Source organism: Pseudomonas sp. Tn43, from assembly GCF_014192635.1.
In the GTDB taxonomy this organism is placed as follows: domain Bacteria; phylum Pseudomonadota; class Gammaproteobacteria; order Pseudomonadales; family Pseudomonadaceae; genus Aquipseudomonas.
This window is the reverse complement of record NZ_JACHYG010000003.1, coordinates 567,136-590,410: the sequence shown is the minus strand read 5'-3', so window position 1 is coordinate 590,410 and position 23,275 is coordinate 567,136. Positions and strand designations below refer to the sequence as shown.

Genomic DNA, 23,275 nt, shown 5'->3' with positions numbered 1-23,275 from the left:
TGGCGCCTGTAGGAATTTAGACGGTCTGCACTGGAGCGGCGACTTGATCGGCTGCATCTTCATTGCGATGCAGCGCCACCTGACGGATCGACAAGCGAATCTCCGCCGGCAATACCCGTTTGGCCGCGCCTTCAGCCAGTTCGCCGAGCAGTGTGTGATAGCTCAGCTTGCCGGCTTCGCCGCGGCGCAGCACGTCCAGGTCCAGCATTGTCTGGATGAAGTGACGGAACAGGCTCTTGTCGAAGAATTCCGGGGCGTTCAGGCCATGGAGGATCGACAGGCGCTGGGCCATGACCGTGCACAGGTCTTCGAGTTCTTCGGCGCTGATGCTGTTCTGACCGCTGTTGAGCAGCAAGGAAACGGTCATGTAGAAGCGCTGCAAGGTCTGGGCGATGCTTTTTGATAGCAGAGTCAGCAGCACGAAATGCCGTGAGCTCGGTGCCGGACGCAGGTACACGTCGTTCTCGAAACGCAGCACGCCTTGCTCGACGAAGGCTTCGAGCCATTGATCGACCACGCCGTCGAGTTCGTCCAGCGACCAGCGAATGAACAGCTCCGATTGCAGGTACGGATACAGCGCGCGGGTGTAGCGCAGGATCTGCTCGCGGCTCATGCGCGAGGTGCTCTGGAAGAAACTTGCCAGCAACGACGGCAACGCGAAGATGTGCAAAACGTTGTTGCGGTAGTAGGTCATCAGGACGGCGTTCTGTTCGTCCAGGTACAGAATCTTGCCCAGCGCATCGCTCTGCTCGGACAGCAGGTCCATGTCCTTCACGTGCTCGATCAACGCCCGGCCGTCACCGTCCGGCAGGGTGGTGTGCGAGGAATAAGGCACCTTGCGCAACAGCGCCAGATACAGATCGAGTACCCGCGCCATGGCGCGATCGTCCAGGGCCAGACGGCTGGTGGACAGCAACGCCAGTGCCACCAGATTCACCGGGTTGATCGCCGCCGCTTCATTCAAATGCTGGGCGACTTTCTCGCCGAGGCGGTTGGTGGTTTCGTTGAGCCAGGCCGGTTTGAATTGCGGGCCAAGCGCCTGTTGGCGCCAGTCTGGCTGTTCGCTGTCGAGGAATTCCGCCAGTTTGATCGGCTCGCCGAAGTTGACTGCGACCTGACCGAAGCGTTGTTTGAGCGCGCCGATGACTTTGAAAATGTCGAAGATCGATTCTTTCTTTTTGCTCGCGCCACGCAATTCGCCGAGGTAGGTGCGGCCTTCCAGCACGCGCTCATAGCCGATGTACACCGGCACGAAGACGATCGGCATGCGTGACGAACGCAGGAAGCTGCGCAGGGTGATCGCGAGCATTCCGGTTTTCGGTTGCAGCATGCGCCCGGTGCGCGAACGGCCGCCCTCGACGAAGTACTCGACCGGGAAACCCTTGGTGAACAAGGTATGCAGGTACTCGTTGAATACCGAGGTGTAGAGCGGGTTGCCCTTGAAGGTGCGGCGCATGAAGAACGCGCCGCCACGCCGTAGCAAACTACCAATCACCGGCATGTTGAGGTTGATCCCGGCAGCAATGTGCGGCGGGGTCAGGCCGTTGCGAAATAGAAGATAAGAGAGCAGCAAATAGTCGATGTGGCTGCGGTGGCACGGCACGTAGATCACTTCGTGACCTTGGGCGACCTTTTGCACACCTTCGAGGTGGTTGACCTTGATGCCGTCGTAGATCTTGTTCCAGAACCAGCTCAGCACCACTTCCAGAAAACGGATCGCGGTGTAGGTATAGTCCGAGGCGATCTCGTTGCCATAACGCAAGGCCTGGGCCTTGGCTTTTTCCGGCGAGATGTTCTCGCGCTCGGCTTCGTCGAGGATCGCCTGTTTGACCGACGGCTGATTGAGCAGGCCTTTGACCAGGTTACGGCGATGGGAAATGTCCGGGCCGATCACCGCGGCTTTCAGGTTGCGAAAATGCACCCGCAGAATCCGCTGGGCCATGCGCACGGTGCGCTCGTGGCCTTTGTTGTGCTCGATCAATTCACGCAAATGAATCGGCGCCGAGAACTGCACCCGGGTCTTGCGCCCCAGCACGATGATGCTCAGCAGTCGACGCAAACGCCCGGTGACCGCCCAGCTGTCGGCGAACAACAGTTTCCACGGGCTCGATTCGCTGTCCGGCGACTGGCCCCAGAACACGCTGACCGGAATGATCTGCGCGTCTTCGGCGGCGTTCTGGCTCAGGGCGCTGACCAGGCGGGTCAGGGTCGGTGGCGCGCCGCGTTTGTCCTGGCGGCCAAGCCAGTCCGGGTCCGGCGTCAGGTAAAAGAATGCAGCGGGTTCTATCAACGCGCCCACCGATACTGGCAACACCGGGCGGGGCAGGCCGGCCTTGCTGCATTCGGTATCGACCACGGCGAGGTCGGTCAGTGAAGGATTTTGCAGGACGTAGAACACCGGCCGGCTGCGGTCGAGGTTAAGGGGGAACGACGACTGGTTGATCGTCTCCGAGCGAACCCAGAGGTACAGCAATCGGCGCAGGGTACCAAACACAAGACGGCGGAGCGGGGAACGGGTCATACGGCTTCTGCGTGAGTGGACAAAACCAAGCAATTGCTTGGGCGACCGATAGTGTGCCGTATTCGTCGAAAATCGGCAAAAAAGCAGCTAAGTAAAGTTGAGTTGAGAGTTTTGACGACTGTCATATACTCGGCCGTTCAAAATAAAAACAAGGGGTACTGAAATGGCTACGCGCGAAACCGGCAATGTGAAGTGGTTCAACGACGCCAAGGGTTATGGCTTCATTCAGCGCGAGGACGGGGTGGACGTGTTCGTGCACTACCGCGCGATCCGCGGCGAAGGGCATCGCTCGCTGACTGAAGGTCAGCAGGTTGAGTACGCAGTAGTGACCGGCGAGAAGGGCTTGCAGGCTGAAGACGTTGTAGGCCTCTGAAGATCGTTCCCACGCTCTGCGTGGGAATGCAGCCCGGGACGCTCCGCGTCCCATCAAAAGCCGAACGCGGAGCATCCGTTGAGGCATTCCCACGCAGAGCGCGGGAACGATCAATGTCAGGCGGTTTTCCAGGTGATCTCTTCTTCACCATCGGCGCTGATGCGTATCCAGCGATCGGCCGTTTCTTCGCCTTCTTCCTCGACCCAGCTGCCCGGTGCGCAACGCACTTCGACGTTCAGCGCGGCAAAGGCTGCGCGGGCGCAGGCGATGTCGTCTTCCCATGGGGTCTGGTCGCTTTCCAGGTACAGGCTATTCCATTTGCCGACGGCTTTGGGCAGCCAGGTGACCGGCACGTTGCCGGCCTTGCACTTGTAGGTCTGACCTTTCTGAACCCAGTCGGTGCACGGCCCTAAAGCGGCGCCGAGCCAGGCGGCGATGGCCTTGTGGTCGACGTCGGCGTCTTTCAGGTAAATCTCGATATCGGGTTGGCGCATGGATGTCCTCATTGCGGTCTTGAAAAATCCATTCGCGGATTTAGCCGGCCTCAAGCTGTTGCTCGGGACCAAAAATTATTGAAGTACGAAGTAATCGTAGCGCATCGAAACAGTGACCTCGAACGGCTCGGCCTGTTCGATAACCGCCGCCCGGCGTTCGGCGCTGGCGCGCCAGCCGTGGGGTGTCATGGCCAACAGGTTCGCCCGATCCTGACCACTGATCAACGTCAGTTTGAATTCCAGGGTTTCGCTGTGCTGCAGCGCCATGCCTTGCGGCACCAACGCCAAATGCTTGTCATCGGTGTACTCGCGCACTTCGTCGTACAGCCGCTCGCGCAGTTCCATCAGATGGCCGCTGGTCGGCCCGACTTTCATCAGCCCGCCACCGGGGCTGAGCAGGCGTTTGGCTTCTTGCCAGTCCAGCGGGCTGAACACGCTGGCGAGAAACTGGCAGCTGCCTGACGCCAGCGGCACCCGCGCCATGCTGGCGATCAACCAGGTCAGGGCAGGGTTGCGTTTGCAGGCGCGTTTGACCGCTTCCCGGGAAATGTCCAGCGCATAGCCATCGGCATTGGGCAACGCTTCGGCGATTTGCGCGGTGTAGTAACCCTCGCCACAACCGATGTCCAGCCAGCGCTGGGGCGCGTATTGCGCCGCCAGTTCGGCCAGACGCTTGGCCACTGGCGCGTAATGGCCGGCGTTCAAGAAGTCGCGACGGGCTTCGACCATCGCCAGGTTATCCCCAGGGTCGCGGCTGTTTTTATGCTGCACCGGCAACAGGTTCAGGTAACCCTGCCGCGCACGGTCGAAACGATGCCCGGCGGGGCAAGCCACGCCGTTGTCCACCGCGTTCAGCGGTTCGCTGCAGATCGGACACGCAAGCATCAGGCGAGCAACTTGATCAGGGTCTGGTAGTAGATTTCGGTCAGTACATCGAGATCGGCCGCCAGCACGCGCTCATTGACCTGGTGGATCGTCGCGTTGACCGGGCCCAGTTCGACAACCTGTGTGCCCATGGTCGCGATGAAGCGCCCGTCGGAAGTGCCGCCGCTGGTGGACGCCTCGGTCTCGCGACCGGTGATGTCTTTGATGCTCGCCGATACCGCGTCGAGCAGGGCGCCCGGTTCGGTGAGGAACGGCAGGCCGGACAGCGCCCAGTCGATGTGCCAGTCCAGGCCATGCTTGTCGAGAATATCGGCAACGCGCTTTTGCAGGCCTTCGACGGTGGATTCGGTGGAGAAGCGGAAGTTGAACACCGCCACCAGATCACCCGGGATCACGTTGGTCGCGCCGGTGCCGGAATTGACGTTGGAAATCTGGAAACTGGTCGGCGGGAAGAAATCGTTACCGTGGTCCCAGTGCTCGGCGGCCAGTTCGGCCAGCGCCGGGGCGGCGAGGTGGATCGGGTTCTTCGCCAGGTGCGGATACGCCACGTGACCCTGCACACCGCGCACGGTCAATTTGGCGCCGAGGGAGCCGCGACGGCCATTCTTGACCACGTCACCCACCAGGGTCGTGCTCGACGGTTCGCCGACGATGCACCAGTCCAGACGTTCCTTACGGGCGGCGAGGCGTTCGATCACAGCTTTGGTGCCGTGATGCGCCGGGCCTTCTTCATCGCTGGTGATCAGGAACGCGACCTTGCCTTTGTGGTCCGGGTAATCGGCGACGAAACGCTCGGCTGCCACGGTCATGGAGGCCAGGCTGCCTTTCATGTCCGCCGCGCCACGGCCACAGAGCATGCCGTGTTCGTCGATCACCGCGTTGAACGGATCGATCTGCCAGGCGGTGACCGGACCGGTCGGAACCACGTCGGTGTGGCCGGCGAAGCACAGCACCGGGCCTTCGTGTTTACCGTGAGTGGCCCAGAAGTTATCCACCTCTTCGATGCGCATCGGTTCGAGTTTGAAGCCGGCATCGCCCAGGCGCTGCATCATCTGCTTCTGGCAATCGGCGTCGACCGGCGTCACGGACGGACGGCGGATCAGATCGATTGCGAGTTGGAGGGTCGGCGAAAGGTCGGCGTGGGCCGTCATGGAAAACTCCGGAGCTTTTATTTGCAGGAGCGAGGCTTGCCCGCGAAGAACGCGACTCGGTACAACAGATACACATCATCATCGTTCTTCGCGGGCAAGCCTCGCTCCTGCAGGGATTGGGGCAAGGCCTGCAAAATGGCGGTTATCTTAAAGCAAAACGGCGGCCATTGGCCGCCGTTTAGTGCATCTGTACTGATTTAGACAGCCGGTGCGGTCGCGGCTTGGGCCGAAGGTTTTGGCAGCGACGACAGGAACGCCATGATCAGCGCCGCCAGGTACGGCAGCGACTGCACCAGCAACATGGTTACCCAGAAGCGCATGTCGTTGCTCGGCAGGCCCTGCACCAGGAAGATCCCCAGCGCCGCGCCCCACAGCAGCAGCATGATGAACACCTCTTCGCGAGCCTCCGAAATCGCTACCCAAAAGCCGTGGTTATCGGCGTTTTTCGGCGTGCGGAAAAACGGAATGCTGCTGGTGAAGAAACCGTACAGCACCGCTTTGGCGATGGTGTGCGACAACGCAAGGCCTGCCAATGCCGCACAGAATGCATCCTTGAGGTTGACCCCAACGGCACGGCGATACAGGAAGATGATCTTGCCGACCTTGAACACGAACAGCGCCAACGGCGGGATCGCGAAAATCAACAACGGCGGATCGACCCGTTGCGGCACGATGATCATCGCCGCCGACCACAACAATGCGCCGACGGTGAAGAAGATGTTCATGCCGTCCGCCACCCACGGCAACCAGCCCGCGAGGAAGTGGTAACGCTGGCCACGGGTCAGTTCGGTGTCTTTGCCGCGCAGCAGGCTGGCGGTGTGACGCTTGATGATCTGAATCGCGCCGTAGGCCCAGCGGAAACGCTGTTTTTTGAAGTCGATGAAGGTATCGGGCATCAGGCCTTTGCCGTAGCTGTCGTGGTAATACGCCGCCGACAGACCTTTTTCGAACACGCGCAGACCCAACTCGGCGTCTTCACAGATGCACCAGTCGGCCCAGCCCAGTTCCTCGAGCACCGAGCGCCGGGTCATGGTCATGGTGCCGTGCTGGATGATCGCGTCACGGTCGTTACGGGTAACCATGCCAATGTGGAAGAAGCCTTTGTATTCTGCGTAGCAGAGTTTCTTGAAGGTGCTTTCGTTCTGGTCGCGATAATCCTGTGGTGACTGCACCACGGCGATTTTCGGGTCGGCGAAGTGCGGCACCATGTGCTTGAGCCAGTTCGGGTCGACGCAGTAGTCCGAGTCGATCACCGCAATCACTTCGGCATCTTTGGCGGTGTGCGGAATCAGGTAGTTCAGCGCGCCGCCCTTGAAACCGGCCAATGGCGCCACGTGGAAGAACTTGAAGCGCGGGCCGAGGGTTTCGCAATAATCGCGCACCGGTTCCCAGACCGCCGGGTCTTTGGTGTTGTTATCGATGATCAGGACTTCGAAGTCCGGATAGTCGAGGTTGGCCAGGGCGTTGAGGGTCTGTTTGACCATCTCCGGCGGCTCGTTGTAGCACGGTACGTGAATCGACACTTTTGGCCGATAGCCTGAATCGCCCACCACCGGCAGGAATTCACGCCGACGTTTGTGGGTCCAGACCGCTTCGGCCAGTTCATGGGCCTCGGTCAACAGAACGATAAACACCCCGAGTGCGCCGAGAGCGAGCAGGAACCCCACCGTCAGACTGAACCAGGTGCTGTATTGCTGACTATAGTCATAGCCGATCCATACCAGCACCGAACCGCACAGGAACGCGATAAAGGTCAGAAAGGTGCGGCCACGTTGACGCAGAGCCGAGCCATCGATCATCAGCAGGGTCAACGACAGCAACGCCAATACTACCGAGCCGATAGCCAGCACGCGCCATTGCGGGATCGCAACGACCGGGCCTTCGAAGTTGAATTTCTGCTGGCGTGCGGCGTTGAACACGCCCCAGTACGCGCCCACCGAACCTTCGTCACTGGCTTTCCACGGTTGGTCAAACGCTTCGATCACGAAGTAGTTGAAACCTTGGCGGTTGAGCTTGTTGACCAGCGTGCGCAGGTAAATCGCCTGATCCGCCGGTGACGCATCGGCGCCACCGCGCATGCGGCCGTTGCTCGGCCAGCCGACCTCAGAGAGCAGCAGCGGTTTTTTCGGGAACATTTTTTTCAGGTCACGGGCGCGGTCGAGAACGAATTGACCGGCCTTGTCCACCGGAACGAATTCCCAGTAGGGCAGTACGTGAGCCGCGATCAGGTCGACGTGCTTGGCCAGGCTCGGGTTTTCTTCCCATATGTGCCACTGTTCGGAGGTGGTGACCGGAACCTTTACGGCCGCGCGGACGCGATCCAGGATCAGGCTCAGCTCTGCTGCAGTGATTTCCTTACGGAAGATCGCCTCGTTACCGACAATCACGCGAACCACGCTGCGCGAGGTGTTGGCGATTTCGATGGCGCGGGTGATCTCGCGCTCATTGCGCTCTTCATCCGGGCTGATCCAGATCCCCAGGGTCACCCGCAGGCCGAATTCTTCCGCCAGTTTGGGAATGTTCTCCAGCGTGCCGTCGACCGAGTAAGTCCGGATGTTGTCCGTCAGCTTGCTCATGATCTCCAGGTCACGACGCATTTCATCGTCGGTCGGGTACTGGGCTTTTTGCGGGTACTGGCCTTGTTGAAACGGCGAGTACGAAAAGCCGGAGATCTGTTCAGGCCAGTTGGGGGCGGTGACGGGGCGATTGACCAGCGCCCAGAAACCGGTGAACAAGGCGGCGATTGCAAGAACCACGACCAGGTTGAGTCCAAATTTACGCGATGACATAGCTATTTCAGGTTCCAGGGGCTACTGAACGAAGGAACGGTCGGCGGCCGGCTGCCAAGGGGCGGGGGCGCGCATCCTACACCGGGCGTTCACTGACCGTACAGCGGACAGGGAAATGCCGGACGTTGGGCAATCCAAGTCGACTTAAGTTCTTTGACCGGGGCGCTATAGCCCAATTCCAATAAATTTGTAGGCAATTCAGGCAATCAAGACCGCCGTTTATAGGCCCGAAGATGTTCTTGGCCGCCGACGGCCCTATAATGCGCGCCGGTTTTTGGGGTAATGGTCATGAGTACAGAAGATCCGCGGTTTGCTGGCATCGCCCGCTTGTATGGCATCGAAGGCCTTGAGCGTCTGCGCGCGGCCCATGTGGCGATCGTCGGCGTCGGTGGCGTCGGCTCCTGGGCGGCGGAAGCTGTTGCCCGCTGTGGCGTGGGCGAGATTTCGCTGTTCGACCTGGACGACGTTTGCGTCAGCAACGTCAACCGTCAACTGCATGCGCTGGACAGCACCGTCGGCAAACCCAAGGTCGAGGTGATGGCCGAGCGCTTGCGCGGGATCAACCCGGACTGCACGGTGCATACGGTGGCGGACTTCGTCACCCGCGAAACCATGGCCGAATACATCACGCCGAACATCGACTGCGTGATTGACTGCATCGACAGCGTCAACGCCAAAGCGGCACTGATCGCCTGGTGCAAGCGACGCAAGATCCAGATCATCACCACCGGCGGCGCGGGCGGGCAGATCGACCCGACGCTGATCCAGGTCTGCGACTTGAACCGCACGTTCAACGATCCGCTGGCGTCGAAAGTGCGCTCCACGCTGCGCCGCGATTACGGCTTCTCCCGCACCGTAACCCGTCATTACAGCGTGCCGTGTGTGTTTTCCACCGAGCAACTGCGCTACCCGAAACCGGACGGCAGCATTTGCTTGCAGAAGAGTTTTGTCGGTGATGGCGTGAAGCTCGACTGCGCCGGGGGCTTTGGCGCGGTGATGATGGTGACGGCGACATTCGGCATGGTCGCGGCGACCAAGGCTGTGGATAAGATCGTGGCGGGTGTACGGCGCCCCGCCGATCGTATCAAGCCTGCGTGATACTGATCGTTCCCACGCAGAGCGTGGGAATGCAGCCCGGGACGCTTCGCGTCCCTTTCTAGAGCTGGAACGCGGAGCGTCCCTTGAGGCATTCCCACGCAGAGCGTGGGAACGATCGGTCACAGGGGCGTAGATAACTCCCGCATCCGCTGTAACACGGCATTCAAGCCATTACTGCGGGACTGGGACAACTGGCGACCCAGCCCTAACTGATTAAACCAGTCCGCCAAATCCACCTGCTGCAACTCAACGGCGGACAACCCGTTGACCCGCGCCAGCAGTAACGCCACCAACCCGCGAATCAACCGCGCATCGCTGCTCGCGGCAAACTGCCAGTGCCCGTCATCCAGCGCACCGACCAGCCACACCTGACTTTCACAGCCATGCACGCGGTTGGCCTCGACTTTATCCGCATCGCTCAACGGCGGCAGGCGGTCGCCCCATTGCATCAGCAAGCGCGCCCGCTGTTCCCAACCTGCAGCCTGCTGAAAAGTATCCAGTGCGAGGACGGCATCGACGGGCAAGGTCATCGCAACAACTCCAGGGCCTGATCCAGCGCTGCAAAAAAGCGCTCAAGGTCTTCGGAGTCGTTGTACAACGCCAACGACACCCGAATCGCTCCGGCCAGTTCAAAGCTTTTGAGCAGCGGCATGGCGCAATGATGACCGGCGCGTACGGCGATTCCCTGTTCGGTCAGCAAATGCGCCAGATCGGAGTTATGCACACCCTCGACGACAAAACTGGCCAGTGCCAGTTGTGGCTTGCCCAGCAGACGAATGCCGTTGCGCGCCTCAAGGCCTTTGAGCAAATAGTCATGCAGCGCCGCTTCATGGGCAGAGACGGCGTCCTGATCCAGGCCGGCCAGATAATCCAGGGTTGCCCCTAGGCCTATTACGCTGGAAATCGGCGGCGTACCGGCCTCGAACCCCAGCGGTGCGGGACGAAAACGGGCATCGTGGTAGTTGGCATCCAGCACCATTTCGCCGCCGAACTGCCAGGGGCGCAGTTGCTCGAGCGCTGCATGACGACCGAACAGCGCACCCAGCCCATCCGGGCCGTAGAGCTTGTGGCTGGAAAACACATAGAAGTCGCAACCCAGCGCCTGCACGTCATGCCGGCCATGCACCACGCCTTGGGCGCCGTCGACCACGGTCATTGCGCTATGGGCCTTGGCCAGCTCCAGTAACGCGGGCAACGGCTGCCAGGCGCCGAGCACGTTGGACAACTGACTGACCGCCAGTAAACGGGTACGCGGGCCGATCAGGCGAGCGGCGGCTTGAAGGTCAATCAAACCGTCGGCATCCAGTGGCAGAATCACCAGTTTTAAATCGCGACGGTGGGCCAGTTGCTGCCATGGCAGCAGGTTGGCGTGATGCTCCACAGCACTGATGACAATTTCATCGCCCGGATTGAATACGTGCTCCAGGCCATAGGCCAGCAGGTTCAGCGCGGACGTCGCGCCGTGGGTAAAAATGATCTGCCCGCAATCGCCGGCATTGAGCCATTGCGCGACTTTGCTGCGGCTGTCTTCGAAGGCCTGGGTGGCGTGGGCGCCGGGCAAGTGTTGCGCCCGGTGCACGTTGGCCGCGCCGTTGGCGTAGTAATGCGCCAGGGCATCGAGCAGGGCTTGAGGTTTCTGCGTAGTGGCGGCGTTGTCCAGATATGTCTGGTCTTGCCGTTGCAGGGCAGCGATGGCCGGGAAATCACCGCGCCAGGGAGAGGGAATCAGCATGTTATCGGGCCCTGGTGAACATGGGCGGATGGAACGCCTGACCTGATGGTCGGGTCTACGCCGGACCTGTGTAGGAGCGAAGCTTGCTCGCGAAGGCGTCATTACTGGCGCCAAAAGCTTCGCGGGCAAGCCTCGCTCCTACAAGTTCAGGTGATCATTTGACGCTCTGCTTAGTTGTGAGCGTGCAGCGCTTCGTTCAGTTCGATGGCCGATTTGTGGGTTTTGCACTCCACTGCGCCGGTCTCCGAGTTGCGGCGGAACAGCAGATCAGGCTGACCGGCCAATTCGCGAGCCTTAACGACTTTGACCAGTTTGTTGTGCTCGTCCAGCAACGCCACTTTAGTACCGGCAGTCACGTACAGGCCCGATTCAACGGTGTTGCGGTCGCCCAACGGGATACCGATACCGGCGTTGGCGCCAATCAGGCAACCTTCGCCAACCTTGATCACGATGTTGCCGCCACCCGACAGGGTGCCCATGGTCGAGCAACCGCCGCCCAGATCCGAACCCTTGCCGACAAACACGCCCGCCGATACACGACCTTCGATCATGCCCGGGCCTTCGGTGCCGGCGTTGAAGTTGACGAAACCTTCGTGCATCACCGTGGTGCCTTCGCCCACGTAAGCGCCCAGACGAATACGTGCCGCATCAGCGATACGCACGCCGGCCGGTACCACGTAGTCGGTCATTTTCGGGAACTTGTCCACCGAGAACACTTCCAGCAACTCGCCGCGCAGACGGGCTTCCAGTTGATGCTCGGCCAGTTCGGCCAGGTCGATCGCGCCCTGGCTGGTCCAGGCCACGTTCGGCAGCAGCGGGAAGATCCCGGCCAGGTTCAGGCCGTGCGGCTTGACCAGACGATGGGACAGCAAGTGCAGCTTGAGGTAAGCCTCAGGCGTGGAAGTCAGCTGAGCGTCTTCGGCCAAAATAGTGGCGACCAGCGGCTTGTGGCTCTCGGCCAGACGGGTCAGCAGTGCCGCTTGTGCAGCGTCGATGCTTTTCAGCGCTTCGGCCAGTTGGGACGCCTGAGCGGTGCTGAAGGCGATGGCCTGATTGCCGTCGGTGTAGCCCAGGACCGGCGCAATGGCAGCGACCAGTTCGGCCGACGGGTTGAGCAGTGGCTGTGCGTAAAACACTTCCAGCCATGCGCCTTGACGGTTTTGAGTGCCGACACCAAAGGCCAGGCTGAACAGGGTAGTAGACATGTTGATACCTCTAACAAAATGGAACGGGCTGCCTTACTTGAGTGCGGCCGCGTAGATATCTGGCTTGAAGCCAATCAGGGTTCGGTCACCGAGATCAAGCACCGGGCGCTTGATCATCGAGGGTTGCGCGAGCATCAGTTCGATGGCCTTGCGCTGGTCGAGATCGGCTTTGCGTTCGTCGTCGAGCTTGCGAAAGGTCGTACCTGCACGGTTTAACACGACTTGCCAGCCGTGCTCGTCGCACCATTGGCTCAGGTGTTCACGATCGATTCCGGCCGTTTTGTAATCATGAAAGTCATAGCTGACTGCGTGTTCATCGAGCCAGGTGCGCGCCTTTTTCATGGTGTCGCAGGCTTTGATGCCGAAAAGGTGCAACGTTTTGCTTGAAACGGTCAAGGAATTGCCCCCTTTGCAGGTGCTGAAAATTAAAGGTGACGGATTATGCCATGACCGGACGGTTTCGCGTCGGCTGTGGTCGGGTTTGTCTGTAGCTCATGGCGATCAGCGATTGCAGGCGGCATCGGTGGTCTGGGTAAAGGCCGAGGCGCTGGCATTTCAGATGGACTGGCTGGAGCGGCGCCTGCGGTTGAAGGCGCTGCGGGCGCAGCGCCAGGAGTGGTATGACCTCAGCCGTCATCACAGATTGGGTGATGACGTCTTGCGAAAACAGGATTTGAGTGAGGCCTTTCGGGTGAATGGCGACGGCACCAGGCAGTGTTCAGCCTGTGCGTTCGCCGGAGTCAGCGTCGTTCGGTCATTATTTTGGGTAGGCTTTGCGCATGACTCGCCTGTCCAGCATGCTGATTCTGGTGTTGATGCCCACTTCCCAATCCTCTGTCGTCAGCTCGTTCGGGATTGGGTAGTGCATGATCGAATCCTTGTCATAACGGCCCCAAAGATGGTCGCTGCCACCAAGCGGCGTCAGGACGTTAAGGTCTGTGTCTTCCTCGGTCCACCCATAGTGGGTGTTATAAAATTCGTAAACCTTGGGTTTGTCCCAGGGAATGTTGGCTTTTGGATGCTGTTGCTCGTGCAGCAGACCCAACGCATGACCGAACTCATGCAGTACGGTTGCTTCGAATTCCGGGTGGTCCATTTCAATATTCAAATTCAGCGTCGGTTGATGTTGTTCATATAACAACGCATCAGTCCCTACTGCGGAATTGTTTGTTGCGCTGGATGTTGAAATCCTGATCTCGCTTTCGCCTTGGTCAATGAATTCGAACTGTAAATTCACGGAAGGTAGCCATTGCTTGATCAAACTTTCGATGGCAAGCCTTTTCGTTGGAGTTGGCGAATCCACGAACGCGATTCTTAACGTGCGGCCATTACCCCAGAATTTGCTCCAGGTGCCAATGGCACGTTTGGAACGTCGGCCTGTGGAAGAACGTTGGGCGTTGTTGGGGTTTTCCAGGATGGCTGCGTCATAAGAGGCGAGTTCATCAATTGGGCGGATCATTTTACATGGAGTATTAATAGTCATCATTGGTTTGCTTAAAGTGTGTTTTTCAATTGTTTGGCAACGACAGTGCTCGTCGATTCAACTTGAATGACGATGCCGCTATCAGGGTTGTTACAACGAATAAGGTTTAGCGCTTGGGATAGAGCAGTTTCATCTGTTGCTTGTCTTTTTTACTGATCTTGCGATTGATTGAGATTTCCCAATCGCCCAATGTGAGGCTGTTCGCCACTGGATGATGCATGATCGACTTTCTGTCGTATGGCGTATAAATCGCTTCGATCGTATCGAAGGGCTGAAACAGATTCATATCGACTTGTTCTTTGGTCAGCGGATTGAATGCCCGATTCTGATAGAACGCATACACTTTCGGTTTATCCCAAGGGATATTGGCTTCAGGATGTTGGTGTTCATGCATGGCGCCCAAGGCATGTCCAAACTCATGAATCACAATCACGTCGAAGTCTGCATCTTCAGGTTTGACACCCAGATCCATGGTTTGCCAATCGGGATGAATTAACAGCGCATCGGTGCCAAGCATTGAGCTGTTGACGTTGTTTTTTGTCGCGATCCGGATATCACCTTCAAGCCCATCGACAAATTCGAAGTGCAGATTGATATAGGGCAGCCATTGACTGGCGGCGTCGATGATTTTCTGTTTGTGTTCATCATCGGGGCCATCGATAAAGGCGATTTTGAGTGTTCGCCCGTTAGCCCACAGCTTTGAGTAATTGATCAGAGAACGCTTGCGACGGGTACGGCTGGACGAATTTGCGTTTGCGGGGTTTTCGTTGACTGCAGCAGTGTAGGATTGCTGGTCATCAGGCCATTGGATAAGAGAACAGTTTTCAAGGCAGCTCATTGATTACTTCTTCCATGAAGTGAATGTAAAGGTTTATTAGTGCGCACCGTTATGTGCTGGCTGAGAGTAAGTTGAACTCTGCAAGGTAGTGAAATTTAATTGTGGACGAAATGTAACTTGCTAATAAGCGGGCCCGCACTGCGTTGCACAGTGCAGGCAGGTATATTTTATTTGTTGCGGATAATAAACTCGCGAATTCTCGTTGCCGCTTCTACGCATTCGGCCAGCGGTGCGACCAACGCCATGCGCACACGTCCAGCGCCCGGGTTGACGCCATCGACGTCCCGCGACAAGTAGGAGCCCGGTACCACGGTCACGTGTTCCTGTTCGAACAGGTCACGGCAGAATGCTGCGTCATCGCCAGCGACGTTCGGCCAGAGGTAGAAACCGCCGTCCGGGCGCTGCACGTCCATCACCGGGCCGAGAATTTCCAGCACAGCATCATATTTCTCGCGGTATAGCGCACGGTTGGCGCGCACGTGCACTTCGTCATTCCATGCGGCAACGCTGGCCAACTGTGTTTGAACCGGCATCGCACAGCCGTGGTAAGTGCGGTACAGCAGGAAGCCTTTGAGAATGTCCGCATCACCGGCCACGAAGCCAGAACGCAGGCCAGGCAAGTTGGAGCGCTTGGACAGGCTGTGAAATACCACGCAACGCTTGAAGTCCTTGCGTCCCAGCTCCACGCATGCGCTGAGCAGGCCGGCCGGTGGGGTTTGCTCGTCGAAATACAGTTCGCTGTAGCATTCGTCTGCGGCGATCACGAAATCGTATTCGTCCGCCAGGGCGATCAGCTTCTTCAGCGTGTCGACCGGAATCAGCGCGCCGGTCGGGTTGCCGGGCGAGCACAGGAACAGAATCTGGCAGCGTTTCCAGATGTCTGGTGAAACGGCGTCGAAATCCGGGTTGAAGCCGTTTTCATCCAGGCACGGCAGGTAATGCGGCTTGGCACCGGCGAGAAATGCCGCGCCTTCGTAGATTTGATAGAACGGGTTCGGGCTGACCACCAACGCGTCGTCACCACGGTTGACCACGGTCTGGGTGAACGCGAACAGCGCTTCGCGCGTGCCGTTGACCGGCAGCACATTGCGCGCCGGGTCGAGCCAGCCGTTCGGGACGCTGAAGCGACGTTCGCACCAGGCGGCAATGGCTTCACGCAGGGCAGGAATGCCGAGGGTAGTCGGGTACACGGCCATCTGATCCAGATTGCTTGCCAACGCTTCAGCGACAAAGCTTGGCGAACGGTGTTTCGGTTCGCCGATGGACAGTGCGATGGCGCGCTTTTGCGGGTTGGGCGTAACGCTGCCGAGCAGGGCGCGGAGCTTTTCGAACGGGTAGGGCTGCAACTGGTTCAGAGCGTTATTCATGGGGGCCTCGTTCAATGTGGGAGGGCCAGTGTGGATGGGGCTTGTTGTGGTGAGGAGGCAGCCCCCTCACCACAACAACCCTCCCATCCACAGGAAGTCCATTCCCACAGGGGGAAATTGTTGGTTCAGATACTGATGCGCGACAGTTTGATATCGGGTTCCTGGCTGACGCTCAGCTGTTTGACGATGGCATCCTGCAAACGGCTGCACAGCAGCGGGTCGGACAGCGGCTGATTGTTTGCGTCGGTAATGAAAAACACGTCTTCCACGCGCTCGCCCAAGGTGGCGATCTTGGCGTTCTGCAGCGACAGGTCGAATTCCAGGAAAATCGTGCCGATCCGCGCCAGTAACCCAGGACGGTCGGGCGCGCTGAGCTCCAGCACAGTCACCGGGCGCTGGGCATCGTTGTGGATCGTCACCTGTGGTGCAAACGCGAAATGCTTGAGCTGGCGCGGCACCCGACGCTGGATGATGGTCGGGTAGTTGTCCGGGTTGCGCAGGGCTTCGGTCAGGCCTTCGCGGATCTGCTTGACCCGCGCCGGATTATCGCCAATCGAGTCGCCATCGGTGTCGAGCACGATATAGGTGTCGAGGGTGAACTGGCTGCTGGAGGTGATGACCCGGGCGTCGTGAATGTTCAGGTTGAGCTGGTCCATCGCCGCTACGGTCACGGCGAAGAAGTCGTGCTGGTCCGGTGCATAGATGAAAATCTGCGTGCCGCCCTCGAATTCGCGCTGGGTGGTTTCCTTGATCAGCACCAGCGGGCCGCCGTCGGCCGGCTGCTGCAGAATCGCGTCAGTGTGCCAGGCCACATCGCCGGCGGTATGCCGCAGGAAATAGTCATCGCCCAATTGCGCCCAGAGCTGTTCGACATCGTCCGGATCGTTGCCGCCGCGTACGAGAATGTCCAGCGCCGCGCTCTGGGTCTGGCGGATCTGCTCTTCGCGATCCACCGGGTTTTCCAGGCCACGACGCAAGGCGCGCTTGGTCTCGGTGTAGAGCTGGCGCAACAGGCTTGCGCGCCAGGAGTTCCACAGCGTCGGGTTGGTGGCGTTGATGTCGGCAACGGTCAACACATACAGATAATCGAGACGGGTTTCATCGCCGACGGTTTGCGCGAAATCGTGGATCACGTGCGGGTCGGACAGGTCCTTGCGCTGGGCCGTGGTCGACATCATCAGATGGTTCTGCACCAGCCAAACGATCAGGCGGCTGTCCCAGATCGGCAACTGGTGGCGCTGGCAAAAAGCTTCGGCATCCACCGCGCCGATTTCCGAATGATCACCATGCCGGCCCTTGCCGATGTCGTGATAAAGACCGGCCAGGTAAATCAGTTCGGGTTTGGGCAGTTTGGCCATGAGTTTGCTGGCCAACGGGAATTTTTCCGACACCTGGGTGTACTGCAACTTACGCAAGTGCTTGATCAGGTTCAGGGTGTGCGCATCGACCGTATAAATGTGAAACAGGTCATGCTGCATCTGCCCGACAATGAAGCCGAACTCCGGCAGATAGCGCCCGAGGATGCCGTAACGGTTCATCCGCCGCAGATTGCGGTGGATGCCGATCTTGCATTTGAACAGCTCGATGAACAGGCTGGTATTGCGAATATCGTTGCGGAAGTCGTCATCGATCAGATGACGATTCTCGCGCAGCAGGCGGATGGTGTCGGCACGTACACCTTTGATTTCCGGTTGCTGTGCCATCAGCACAAAGATCTCGAGCATGGCGAATGGCGTACGGCGGAACACGTTGTCGCTACGCGCCTCGATATAGCCGTCATGCAGCTGGAACCGCGAGTTGATCGGCTGCGGTGGTGCTTCGTCTTCGGGGGCCAGGATCACTTCTTCAAAGTGCTGGATGATCAAGTCGCTGAGCTGGGCAATGCTCATGACCACCCGGTAATACTGCTGCATGAAGTTTTCGATGGCTTGCTTGGCGTCGTTGCCTTCGAACCCCAATAGCCCGGCGATGGAGCGCTGGTGGTCGAATAGCAGGCGGTCTTCGGAACGGCCGGCGAGCATGTGCAGCGCGTACCGTACCTTCCACAAAAACTCCTGGGAGGAGGCCAGCAGGGCGTTTTCGCTCTCCACCAGGAAGCCTTCGCCCGCCAGGGCCCGCAGGTTCAGGGTGCCGTATTGACGCCGGGCGACCCAGAGAATCGTCTGAATATCCCGCAGTCCGCCTGGCGAGCCTTTGACGTTGGGTTCCAGGTTGTATTCGGTGTCGTTGTACTTGTGGTGGCGGGCTTTCTGCTCGGCGCGTTTGGCCAGGAAGAACTCCTTGCTGGGCCACATGTGCTCGGTGCTGGTGACGTCCAGCATGCGCTGGCGCAGGCGTTCGGGGCCGCAAATGGTGCGGCTTTCCATCAGGTTGGTGACGACCGTCAGGTCGGCACGGGCCTCGACGGCGCATTCCTCCACCGAACGAACGCTCTGGCCGACTTCCAAGCCAATGTCCCACAACAACGTCAGAAAGCGTTCGATGGAATCCCGAAAAATTTCGTGGTCGGCGCTGTCCAGCAAGATCAGCAGATCGATGTCGGAATAGGGGTGCAACTCGCCGCGACCGTAGCCGCCGACTGCCACCAGGGCGATATCGGCGTCTTCGCTCCAGTTAAACTGTTCCCAGGCTTGTTGCAGGATGTTGTCGACAAACCAGGCGCGATCCTCGATCAACCGACGAATGTCACGGCCACTGCGGAACCGCTCGTCGAGCACCTCGCGGGCCTGACGGATCGCCTTCTTGAAAGCAGCAATAGGGCTTGCCTTCAGGGCCAGTTCAGCCTGGAACTGGCCACGGTCGAAGAGTTCGGGGTCCACCTGCGGCATCGATTGGCTTTCCTTTCTATAAGGCTGGGAGCGGAGCGGGCGGGATCAGGCCGAAACGCGCGCGATGGTATCGTCGCTGCGCAGGGTGAAGATCTCGTAACCGGTTTCGGTCACCAGCAAAGTGTGTTCCCACTGCGCCGACAGCTTGCGATCCTTGGTGATAGCGGTCCAGCCGTCGCCCAACACTTTGGTGTCGGCCTTGCCCTGGTTGATCATCGGCTCGATGGTGAAGGTCATGCCGGCCTTCAGTTCCATGCCGGTGCCGGCGCGGCCGTAGTGCAGGATTTGTGGTTCTTCGTGGAACACCTTGCCGATACCGTGGCCGCAGAACTCGCGAACCACCGAGAAACCATTCTTTTCGGCGTGCTTCTGGATCACTTCACCGATATCGCCCAGGCGGCAGCCCGGTTTGACCAGTTCGATGGCCTTGTACATGCATTCCTGAGTCACTTGGGACAGGCGCTCGGCCCAGACCGGCACGGTACCGACGTGGAACATGCGGCTGGTGTCGCCGTGGTAACCGTCCTTGATCACAGTGACGTCGATGTTCAGCGTGTCGCCATCCTTCAACGGTTTCTCGTTCGGGATGCCATGGCAGACCACATGGTTGATCGAGGTGCAGATCGACTTCGGGAAGCCCTTGTAGTTGAGCGGGGCAGGAATGGCTTTCTGCTCATTGACGATATAGTCGTGGCAGATGCGGTCCAGTTCTTCGGTGGTGACACCCGGCTTGACATAATCGGCAATCATTTCCAGCACATCGGCGGCCAATTTGCCGGCGATCCGCATTTTTGCGATGTCCTCTGGGGTTTTGAGGGTGACGGTCATACAGGCTCTCTCTGCGCTCAATGGCGCCTTCTAAAACGAAATGGGCATTGCGCGAGTGATCTTCGCAGCCCTGAAAAACGCGATTCTACCAGACGATCAGTGCAAATCTGAGCCTCTGTGCATCGCTTCTCTCTACAGGATGGCGCATTCTGGGGAGATTCCAAGGCAGGGGCCAAAAGCATTCCTCTGGTTTTTGGAATCCGGGTTCCGTTTTTTTCTGCCTTGTGATATAAAATGCGCCGCTTTCCGGGGATGCCCTGAAAAGCTTAAATCCACACACGTGTCGACACGATGACCTGGGTGCCTTCAGCTGATGCTGCTGGTTGGTCATTGGGATACGTGGAGGCCAAACCCGACTTATTAAGGAACTATCATGTCCCAAGTCAACATGCGCGATATGCTGAAGGCCGGTGTGCACTTCGGTCACCAGACCCGTTACTGGAACCCGAAAATGGGCAAGTACATTTTCGGCGCGCGTAACAAGATCCACATTATCAACCTTGAAAAAACCCTGCCAATGTTCAACGAAGCTCTGACTTTCGTAGAGCGTCTGGCCCAGGGCAAAAACAAGATCCTGTTCGTTGGCACCAAGCGTTCCGCTGGCAAGATCGTTGCTGAAGAAGCAGCACGTTGCGGTTCGCCGTACGTCGATCACCGCTGGTTGGGCGGCATGCTGACCAACTTCAAAACCATCCGTGCTTCCATCAAGCGTCTGCGTGACCTTGAAGTACAAGCCGAAGACGGTACTTTCGCCAAGCTGACCAAGAAAGAAGCGCTGATGCGCACTCGCGATCTTGAGAAGCTGGATCGTTCCCTGGGTGGTATCAAGGATATGGGCGGTCTGCCAGACGCTCTGTTCGTTATCGACGTTGATCACGAGCGCATCGCGATCACCGAAGCCAACAAGCTGGGCATCCCGGTTATCGGCGTAGTCGATACCAACAGCAGCCCGGAAGGCGTTGACTACATCATCCCAGGCAACGATGACGCAATCCGCGCTATCCAGCTGTACATGGGTTCGATGGCTGACGCTGTAATCCGTGGTCGCAACCACGTTGCTGGCGGTACCGAGCAGTTCGTTGAAGAAGCTCCGGCAGCTGCAGCTGAGTAATTGACGCCCTGGCGTTGACTCAGTAAGCAAAAAGGGGGCTTGGCCCCCTTTTTGCCACCTCGAAAACCATTTGTGAGCAGCGCAGCTACAGCATTTGTAACGTGCAGCGGCTAACAAAGGTGGTTCGGGAAGAATTGAACGCCCGTTCGATCGGGTGGAATGGTTGAAAACCTATCCAAGAGGAATTTGAAAATGGCAGAGATTACTGCAGCGTTGGTCAAAGAACTGCGCGAGCGTACCGGCGAAGGCATGATGGACTGCAAAAAGGCCTTGACCAAGGCTGGCGGCGACATCGAAAAAGCCATTGATGACATGCGTGCTTCGGGCGCCATCAAGGCTGCCAAGAAAGCTGGCAACGTCGCAGCTGAAGGCGCTATCGCTCTGAAGGAAGACGGCAAATCCGCCGTTCTGCTGGAAGTGAACTCGCAGACCGACTTCCTGGCTCTGCAGGACGACTTCAAGGCATTTGTTACTGCAAGCGTTGAAAAAGCGTTCGCTGACAAGCTGACTGACGTCGCTCCGCTGATCGAAGCTCAAGAAGCCGATCGCCTGGTACTGGTCGGCAAAGTTGGCGAAAACGTCAACATCCGTCGTCTGGCGCGCGTTGAAGGTGACGTTGTTGGTGGTTACCTGCACGGCAACAAGATCGGTGTTGCGGTTGTTCTCAAGGGCGGCACCGTTGAGCTGGCCAAGGACATCGCTATGCACGTAGCGGCGACCAACCCTGAATTCCTGCTGCCGTCGGAAGTTTCCGCCGAAGCGATTGAGCGTGAGAAAGGCGTGTTCCTGACTCTCAACGCCGACAAGATCGCCGGCAAGCCGGAAAACATCGTTGAAAACATGGTCAAAGGCCGTATCAGCAAGTTCCTGGCCGAAGCTAGCCTGGTTGAGCAGGCGTTCGTCAAGAACCCTGAAATCAAGGTCGGCGAACTGGCCAAGAAAGCCGGTGCTGAAATCGTTTCCTTCACTTACTTCAAAGTAGGCGAAGGCATCGAGAAGCCGGTCGACAACTTTGCTGAAGAAGTGGCTGCCCAACTGGCTGCTGCCAAGCAATAAGACGGTTTTTAACTGTCGCCCTGAAGAGGCTGCCCGCTCACGCGCGCAGCCTCTTTTCAGATGGGGATGCCAATTTATTTGGCTTCTCGTCGGAACTGGCTTACAAAGCCGTGTTCCGATGGCGCTGTGATAGCGTCAAGCTAGAGTGGATGCAGGCTGCAAACAGCCCGCAAAGAATTTTTTAAAATACGCCGCAGGAGAGATTCGCAATGGCTCAGCAGGGCAGTGGTTATCAGGCTCGCTATAAACGCATTCTACTCAAGCTTAGCGGCGAGGCCCTGATGGGCTCGGAAGAGTTCGGGATCGATCCGAAAGTTCTGGATCGCATGGCGCTGGAAGTTGGCCAACTGGTCGGCATCGGTGTTCAGGTCGGTCTGGTGATCGGTGGCGGCAACCTGTTCCGCGGCGCGGCGCTCAGCGCGGCGGGCATGGATCGGGTGACTGGCGACCACATGGGCATGCTGGCCACTGTGATGAACGCCCTGGCGATGCGCGATGCGCTGGAACGTGCCAATATCTCGGCCATCGTGATGTCGGCCATTTCCATGGTTGGCGTGACCGATCACTACGATCGCCGCAAAGCCATGCGTCACCTGAACGCCAAGGAAGTGGTGATTTTCGCCGCCGGTACCGGTAATCCGTTTTTCACCACGGATTCGGCAGCCTGCTTGCGTGCAATCGAAATCGACGCTGACGTCGTGCTCAAGGCAACCAAGGTCGATGGCGTTTACACGGCTGATCCATTCAAAGACCCGCATGCCGAGAAGTTCGATCATCTGACTTATGATGAAGTACTGGATCGCAAGCTGGGCGTGATGGATCTGACCGCCATTTGTCTGTGCCGCGACCACAAGATGCCGTTGCGCGTATTTAACATGAACAAGCCCGGCGCCCTGCTGAACATCGTACATGGCGGCGCTGAAGGGACCCTGATCGAGGAAGGCCAACAATGATCAACGAAATCAAGAAAGACGCTCAAGAGCGCATGAAAAAATCCGTCGAATCGCTGATGCACAACTTCGGTCGTATTCGTACGGGCCAGGCGCACCCGAGCATTCTGGAAGGTGTGATGGTTCCGTACTACGGCGCCGACACGCCGATCAAGCAAGTGGCGAACATCACCGTAAAAGACGCCCGTACCCTGCAAGTGGTCGCCTTTGAGCGCAACATGCTGGGTGCCGTCGACAAGGCCATCGGTAGCGCGGGTCTGAACCTCAACCCGACCAACCTCGGCGAGTTGCTGCTGATCTCCATGCCGGCCCTGACCGAAGAAACCCGCAAGGGCTTCACCAAGCAGGCTCGCGATGTCGCTGAAGACGCCCGTGTTGCCGTGCGCAACATCCGTCGTGATGCGAACAGCCAGCTCAAGGATCTGGTCAAGGAAAAGGAAATCAGCGAAGACGAAGAGCGTCGCGCTGCTGGCGAAATTGATGATCTGACCAAAAAATACGTGGCTGAAATCGACGCGAATTTGGCGCAGAAAGAAAAAGACCTGATGGCCGTATAAGGGTCACGT

20 protein-coding genes are annotated in these 23,275 nt (G+C 58.5%); 6 read left to right on the top strand and 14 right to left on the bottom strand.

All coding sequences use genetic code 11. The features are described 5' to 3' along the window. Positions 1 to 16 precede the first annotated feature (16 nt). Positions 17 to 2,521: a glycerol-3-phosphate 1-O-acyltransferase PlsB gene (gene plsB, locus FHW68_RS11315; RefSeq protein ID WP_183680422.1), complete on the bottom strand. Its 2,505-nt coding sequence runs from the start codon at positions 2,519 to 2,521 to the stop codon at positions 17 to 19. A gap of 163 nt (positions 2,522 to 2,684) precedes the next feature. Here plsB and FHW68_RS11310 point away from each other — a divergent pair, with 163 nt between their 5' ends. Continuing rightward, positions 2,685 to 2,894 (top strand): cold-shock protein, encoded by a 210-nt coding sequence (locus FHW68_RS11310; RefSeq protein WP_007964248.1) that lies wholly within the window; start codon positions 2,685 to 2,687, stop codon positions 2,892 to 2,894. A gap of 116 nt (positions 2,895 to 3,010) precedes the next feature. On the opposite strand, the gene FHW68_RS11305 is transcribed toward FHW68_RS11310, so the two are convergent. From FHW68_RS11305 to FHW68_RS11290, 4 genes are all read right to left on the bottom strand, one after another. Next, entirely contained in the window at positions 3,011 to 3,388 is a 378-nt protein-coding gene (locus FHW68_RS11305) for a hypothetical protein (protein WP_095631686.1), read from the bottom strand. Positions 3,389 to 3,463: 75 nt separating this feature from the next. Then, positions 3,464 to 4,273 (bottom strand): putative RNA methyltransferase, encoded by an 810-nt coding sequence (locus FHW68_RS11300; RefSeq protein ID WP_183680420.1) that lies wholly within the window; start codon positions 4,271 to 4,273, stop codon positions 3,464 to 3,466. Continuing rightward, entirely contained in the window at positions 4,273 to 5,424 is a 1,152-nt protein-coding gene (dapE, locus tag FHW68_RS11295) for a succinyl-diaminopimelate desuccinylase (RefSeq protein WP_095631684.1), read from the bottom strand. Before dapE ends, FHW68_RS11300 begins: the two co-directional genes overlap by 1 nt. Positions 5,425 to 5,621: 197 nt before the next feature. Beyond that, complete coding sequence (locus FHW68_RS11290) at positions 5,622 to 8,213, bottom strand: glycosyltransferase (RefSeq protein WP_183680418.1); 2,592 nt, start codon at positions 8,211 to 8,213, stop codon at positions 5,622 to 5,624. A 288-nt stretch (positions 8,214 to 8,501) separates the two neighbouring features. On the opposite strand from FHW68_RS11290, the gene tcdA reads away from it, so the two are divergent. Continuing rightward, on the top strand, positions 8,502 to 9,311 hold the full coding sequence (gene tcdA / locus FHW68_RS11285; protein ID WP_371916203.1) for a tRNA cyclic N6-threonylcarbamoyladenosine(37) synthase TcdA: 810 nt from the start codon (positions 8,502 to 8,504) through the stop codon (positions 9,309 to 9,311). Positions 9,312 to 9,430: 119 nt separating this feature from the next. Here the strand turns inward: tcdA and FHW68_RS11280 are convergent, their stop codons facing one another. The 9 genes from FHW68_RS11280 to map form a co-directional block, all read right to left on the bottom strand. Continuing rightward, positions 9,431 to 9,841: a SufE family protein gene (locus FHW68_RS11280; RefSeq protein WP_183680416.1), complete on the bottom strand. Its 411-nt coding sequence runs from the start codon at positions 9,839 to 9,841 to the stop codon at positions 9,431 to 9,433. Continuing rightward, on the bottom strand, positions 9,838 to 11,043 hold the full coding sequence (locus FHW68_RS11275) for an aminotransferase class V-fold PLP-dependent enzyme (RefSeq protein ID WP_095631680.1): 1,206 nt from the start codon (positions 11,041 to 11,043) through the stop codon (positions 9,838 to 9,840). The genes FHW68_RS11280 and FHW68_RS11275 overlap by 4 nt, the downstream gene beginning before the upstream one ends. Before the next feature lie 170 nt (positions 11,044 to 11,213). Continuing rightward, positions 11,214 to 12,248, bottom strand: coding sequence for a 2,3,4,5-tetrahydropyridine-2,6-dicarboxylate N-succinyltransferase (gene dapD / locus FHW68_RS11270; protein ID WP_095631679.1), 1,035 nt, complete (start codon positions 12,246 to 12,248; stop codon positions 11,214 to 11,216). Between the two features lie 33 nt (positions 12,249 to 12,281). Further along, positions 12,282 to 12,644: an ArsC family reductase gene (locus tag FHW68_RS11265; RefSeq protein WP_095631678.1), complete on the bottom strand. Its 363-nt coding sequence runs from the start codon at positions 12,642 to 12,644 to the stop codon at positions 12,282 to 12,284. Between the two features lie 361 nt (positions 12,645 to 13,005). Next, on the bottom strand, positions 13,006 to 13,731 hold the full coding sequence (locus FHW68_RS11260; protein WP_183680414.1) for a M12 family metallopeptidase: 726 nt from the start codon (positions 13,729 to 13,731) through the stop codon (positions 13,006 to 13,008). 106 nt (positions 13,732 to 13,837) lie between these two features. After that, complete coding sequence (locus FHW68_RS11255) at positions 13,838 to 14,569, bottom strand: M12 family metallopeptidase (RefSeq protein ID WP_183680412.1); 732 nt, start codon at positions 14,567 to 14,569, stop codon at positions 13,838 to 13,840. 167 nt (positions 14,570 to 14,736) lie between these two features. After that, on the bottom strand, positions 14,737 to 15,936 hold the full coding sequence (dapC, locus tag FHW68_RS11250) for a succinyldiaminopimelate transaminase (protein ID WP_095631676.1): 1,200 nt from the start codon (positions 15,934 to 15,936) through the stop codon (positions 14,737 to 14,739). Between the two features lie 125 nt (positions 15,937 to 16,061). Then, on the bottom strand, positions 16,062 to 18,764 hold the full coding sequence (locus FHW68_RS11245; protein ID WP_095631675.1) for a [protein-PII] uridylyltransferase: 2,703 nt from the start codon (positions 18,762 to 18,764) through the stop codon (positions 16,062 to 16,064). 45 nt (positions 18,765 to 18,809) lie between these two features. Next, the gene (map, locus tag FHW68_RS11240; RefSeq protein ID WP_095631674.1) at positions 18,810 to 19,592 is read right to left on the bottom strand and encodes a type I methionyl aminopeptidase; all 783 of its coding nucleotides are present in this window, start codon (positions 19,590 to 19,592) and stop codon (positions 18,810 to 18,812) included. 373 nt (positions 19,593 to 19,965) lie between these two features. Here map and rpsB point away from each other — a divergent pair, with 373 nt between their 5' ends. The 4 genes from rpsB (at position 19,966) to frr (ending at position 23,266) form a co-directional block, all read left to right on the top strand. Next, entirely contained in the window at positions 19,966 to 20,703 is a 738-nt protein-coding gene (gene rpsB, locus FHW68_RS11235) for a 30S ribosomal protein S2 (RefSeq protein WP_007907989.1), read from the top strand. A 192-nt stretch (positions 20,704 to 20,895) separates the two neighbouring features. After that, positions 20,896 to 21,759 carry a translation elongation factor Ts gene (gene tsf / locus FHW68_RS11230; protein WP_095631673.1) on the top strand — a complete coding sequence of 288 codons (864 nt, stop codon included), beginning with the start codon at positions 20,896 to 20,898 and terminating at the stop codon, positions 21,757 to 21,759. A 209-nt stretch (positions 21,760 to 21,968) separates the two neighbouring features. Then, on the top strand, positions 21,969 to 22,712 hold the full coding sequence (pyrH, locus tag FHW68_RS11225; protein ID WP_003172271.1) for a UMP kinase: 744 nt from the start codon (positions 21,969 to 21,971) through the stop codon (positions 22,710 to 22,712). Next, the gene (gene frr, locus FHW68_RS11220; protein WP_095631672.1) at positions 22,709 to 23,266 is read left to right on the top strand and encodes a ribosome recycling factor; all 558 of its coding nucleotides are present in this window, start codon (positions 22,709 to 22,711) and stop codon (positions 23,264 to 23,266) included. The genes pyrH and frr overlap by 4 nt, the downstream gene beginning before the upstream one ends. Positions 23,267 to 23,275 lie beyond the last annotated feature (9 nt).